Consider the following 5025-nt stretch of genomic DNA (forward strand, 5'->3'; position numbering starts at 1 on the left):
AGAAAACTTCAAGATATTTTTGAATTCATTGAACAACTACAATTTGATAAACTTAATTTGGAAGAATATGAAACCAATTTGAATTATTTAAGGGAAGAAGTTGATAAAATAGCAACCTAAAAATATATACATTTCAAAAAGCCAGCCAGCAGGTAACAAGGGTTTTGCAAGAGAGCGGGTTAAGTGCTTCGTATGAAACTTTTTGCTAAATTTGTAGTTCGGTTCTTCGATTGAGCGTTTGTGCATAAAATCCGCTCCCTCGCAAAGCCCCGACCCGTTGGCGGTAATTTTACCAAACAGAATGTTGAACATAAAAAAGTATAATCCGATGAAGCTATAAGTAACTGTCCAAAATAAACAACGTAAAACTTTTTCATTGCTTTCAAAAAGTAGTGAAAATTTCTATTATCAACATTTAAAAATTAGAAAAATGACACAGTTACAAATGATTGACAAAACAAAATATATAGCTCAACAAGACGAAAATGTTTCCGCCGTTTTTATGTATGGTTCATTTACCAAAAACGAAGGAGACAAATATTCTGACATCGAATTTTACATCTTCTTGAAAAATAAAGAAAATTTCTCGACAGAAAAATGGGTAAATCAAATTCATCCTTTGGCTTTATATTTTACAAACGAATATGGAAGTGAAGTTGCTATTTTCGAGAATATGGTCAGAGGAGAATTCCATTTTTTAAAAACGGAGGAAATTGAAATTATCAAATCTTGGGACGGAATTGTTGAATTTAGCGATTTTGACCAAATGAACCTAACCGACAAAGATGGACTTTTAAGGAAAACGCTTAATCAAATCAAAACGAAATCGCCTGAAAGAATAACAAATGAAAATATTTTGTGGTTAAGCCAATCATTACTGAATGTTGTACTGACAACAAGCAACTTGATTAAACGAGAAGAATTTGCTCACGCTCATCACAGTTTATCAAATGTGCAGAAATACTTGCTTTGGCTTATAAGAGCAAGAACAAGCAAAACGCAACATTGGGAAAGTCCGACTAAAAGTCTCGAAAAGGACATTGACACGATTTGGTATTCAGCGTATAAAAAAGTAACATCAGATTTAAATCCCAAAAACATCATTTTGGCTTTTGAGAACTCATTAAATTTATCGGAAAAACTATTTGATGAACTAAATATTGAACCCAAACTGAAAGAAATCCTACACAAAATAAGATAAAAAAACTACCGCCAACATCGGTTTTGCAAAAGAGCGGGTTAAGTGGTTAATTCAAGGTTTGTGCATTTAATCCGCAAAACCATTTTTTATTTGCTTTTAAAATGTAAATTAGCAAATAGAAAAAATGGTTTTGCTTAAGTTAGTTCAAAATTGAAAGTTTAGTCTTTCTAATCCGCTCCTTCGCAAAGCCGTCAAACGTTATCGGCAATACGAAATAAAGTAGTTCAGAAAAAATATTATATTTGCAACATAAATAAAAAGTAAGCAGAAAATGTAAAAATTAATTTCTTAGACAATCTAACAATCAGCTCAAAAAATTGGGCTCCCACTTTTGTTAAACTCAAAAAGAAATTAATTATGCTTACGATTCAAAATTTATCCTATTCACATCCCAATAAAAATACGCTGTTTACTAATTTAAGTATGACAGTAAACCATTCCGATAAAATTGCATTAATTGGCAATAATGGTGTTGGAAAATCTACTTTACTCAAACTTATAGCCAAGGAATTAGAACCTGATGACGGACAAATTTCCTCCGAAACCAAACCCTATTATATTCCTCAAATTTTCGGTCAGTTTAATGATTTGACAATTGCCCAAGCCTTACAAGTTGAAACCAAACTCAATGCTTTACACGAAATTTTAAACGGAAGTGTAGATGAAAAGAATTATAGCCTTTTAAATGACGATTGGACGATAGAAGAAAAATGTCAAGAAGCCCTAAGCTATTGGGATATTTCTGATTTATCACTATCTCAAAAATTAAGCGAATTAAGTGGAGGACAAAAAACAAAAGTCTTTCTCGCAGGTATATTTATTCATCAACCATCATTTGTTTTATTAGATGAACCCAGTAATCATCTTGACAAATCCAGTAGAGACTTACTATACGATTTTATTCAAACCTCAAGAGCAACTTTTATAATCGTTAGCCACGACCGAGAGTTACTTCAGTTATTAAATCCTATTTGTGAGCTCAACAGAAATGAAATTAAAGTTTATGGCGGAAACTATGAATTTTATAAAGAGCAAAAAGAAATTGAACAAAACGCCTTAAGTCAAGATATTCAGAGCAAAGAAAAAGCACTTAGAAAGGCGAAAGAAAAGGAGCGAAAAACAATTGAACGACAACAAAAATTAGATGTTCGAGCAAAAAAGAATTTAGGAAAAGCTGGACTTCCCAAGATAGTATCAGATGCTTGGAAGAATAATGCTGAAAGAAGCTCAGCAAAAATTGCCGGAGTTCATTCAGATAAAATTAATGGTATAAAAGAAGAACTTCAAGATTTGAGGCTTTCCGTTTCTGATATAGAACAAATGAAATTTGAATTTGATTCTTCCAATCTTCATAAAGGTAAAAATCTGTTTATAGCAGAAAATATCAATTTCGCATATAGAACAGGAGGTTTATTATGGGAGAAACCTCTAAACATTCAAATTGTCAGCGGTGAACGAATTGCTATCAACGGAAAAAATGGAACAGGAAAAACCACACTTATCCAAATAATACTCGGAAAACTTAAACCAACGGAAGGAAAAATATTTATTGCTGAAAGTCATTCTGTTTATATTGACCAAGATTATTCTTTAATCAATAATCATTTACAGATTTATGAACAAGCTCAAGAATTTAATCAAACCGGCCTTCAGGAACACGAAGTAAAAATCAGATTAGACCGTTTTTTATTTTCAAAAGATGATTGGGATAAGCCTTGTCATACATTGAGTGGCGGAGAAAGAATGCGGTTAATGTTGTGTTGTTTAAACATTGCTAATCAATCTCCCGACATTATTATCTTAGATGAACCTACCAATAATTTAGACCTTCAAAACATCGAAATTTTAACCAATGCAATCAATGAATATGAAGGAACTTTAATTGTAATTTCCCACGATAAAACGTTCTTACAAGAAATAAATATTGAACGAACTATTGAATTAATGAAGTAAAGCCGATAACATCGGTTTTGCAAGAGAGCGGGTTATTGTTTCCGTTCAAAGATTTTCGTTATATTTAAAGTTCCGTCTTCGCTTGGAAGTCTTATGCTAAAATCCGCTCCCTCGCAAAGCCGCGGTTATGTGAAAGAATAAAACGGCACCTCCAAAAAGAAAGTGCCGTTTCGAAATTAAATTTATAAATTCTCAATCCACTACTTCTGAAACAGTTGATTTTTCTATTAGAAAAATTCCGTCAAAAGCTTCTTCTATTTCAGTTTTTAGGCACATCGAATCAAATCGAATCTTATTACAATTTTTTAATTCCGTACTTCTGTTCATTAGTAAACAGCATTCTTTTCCTCCAAATTCTTGCATAATAAATTCAACAGAATCCGACTCTGGAAAATCAAGTGGAAATTTATCAACCCTAAAGCCAAATTGATAATCATTATCAGGATACAATGCCGCAGTTTCTCCACGTAGATTAGTTATTGCAAATGCTTTATATTTTTCTCCAAAAGTCATCGAAAGTCTTTGCCCCATTGGATAACAACTAATAAATCCATCAAAATCTACCGGAGTTTTTTGAATGTGAGCATTGTGGGCAACCAAAATAATCTTTTTACCAAGTGAATTTTTCAAAAACCAATCAATGCTTTCTGCCATATACTGGTCTTTTGCTCCCATATCTCCTTCAATTCCCCTTTCAGTAATGAAACTTTCCATAGCATCAGCATTATAATTCATATAAATCAAGCCTTTAACTTGATGAACTATCGATTGAAATTCTAAACTTTCTAATTTTGGTTGAAGAGTAATCAAACGAATGTAAACTTTTAATAGCAATGCTTTTAATTCATTATGTTCAGCTTCATCAAAAAGCGATAAATTTAACGCAAGCTGAGAAGTCGAATAGAAATCAAATTTCTCAGCAAGATTTAAAATCTTCTGTAAGACATCAGAAGAAACGATTGAAAGTCTTTGCAAATAATCAGATACAATACGAAAGTTTGGAAAATAAGAACCTCCATTTTTAGGAATATCCACACCTAAAAAGGTAATTTGATTATTATTGTCTTGATTATACCGACGAAGCCATAGCAAAGTATCTTTAAACTCATTTGGATAATAAAAGTGTGACAGTAACTTATCCAAATCGTCGAATGGAATTTGTGATTTTATCCACTTATCAACTTCTAATCCTTCAGAAAAACCAAACTCAAATGCCAAGGTGTCAAAATCACATTCAGTTACTAAAAACTCAATAACTTGATGCCTGAATGTAAAAAACTCTTTTATGAAATGTGAGTTTTCGCCTAAACCAACAATTGTAGAAGAATCAAAATATTCTCGAAATCGAAAAAGACTTTGTTTTATGGATGTATTATTTTCCGAATTAAACGGAAAAGTTAAGGGTTTTATATTTTTCATTATTACCTTATTTTAAATTAAAAATTAACGTACCAAATAGCAACCGTCTCAAAAAGACGATTTAATAATTTACTTTAATTTTTAATTACCAAGGCTTGCTGAAATACATAAAATGTGAATTATTTGAATACAAAGATACTAAAAATTCCTTCACATAACATCGCATTGGCAAAATGGCAGGTTAAGTGCTAAATTGAAAGTTTCTGCATTTTATTCCGCCGAATGTGTTCCACATTCGCTTTTTATTTGTAAGTTAGCTCTGTGGAAACACATCGGCTACGTTCTCGCTAAATTGAACTTTTTGTCCAATTTATCCGCCACTTCGCCAATGCGTTTCCCGTTGTGCGTCATAGAAAAACTCACTCAAAATTAGAAAAATATAAAAATGACAAATGAAATAATAACTCACGAGAACAAAGAATTTAAAAATGTTGATTATTCTGGAAAAACAT

The 5025-nt window shown here is 31.8% G+C and carries 3 protein-coding genes; 2 read left to right on the top strand and 1 reads right to left on the bottom strand.

Translation table 11 applies throughout. The features are described 5' to 3' along the window. The first annotated feature begins 430 nt into the window (after positions 1–430). Together lnu(H) and abc-f are read left to right on the top strand one after the other, a co-directional pair. Positions 431–1201, top strand: a complete 771-nt coding sequence (lnu(H), locus tag ACEYOS_RS06535) for a lincosamide nucleotidyltransferase Lnu(H) (protein WP_077564604.1) — start codon at positions 431–433, stop codon at positions 1199–1201. A gap of 357 nt (positions 1202–1558) precedes the next feature. Continuing rightward, positions 1559–3154 (top strand): ribosomal protection-like ABC-F family protein, encoded by a 1596-nt coding sequence (gene abc-f / locus ACEYOS_RS06540; protein ID WP_090410526.1) that lies wholly within the window; start codon positions 1559–1561, stop codon positions 3152–3154. Between the two features lie 192 nt (positions 3155–3346). Here the strand turns inward: abc-f and ere(D) are convergent, their stop codons facing one another. After that, a complete protein-coding gene (gene ere(D) / locus ACEYOS_RS06545; RefSeq protein ID WP_095073170.1) occupies positions 3347–4573 on the bottom strand; it encodes an EreD family erythromycin esterase in 1227 nt (408 codons plus the stop codon). Positions 4574–5025 lie beyond the last annotated feature (452 nt).

This window comes from Kaistella sp. (assembly GCF_041824135.1).
Taxonomy (GTDB): Bacteria; Bacteroidota; Bacteroidia; order Flavobacteriales; family Weeksellaceae; genus Kaistella.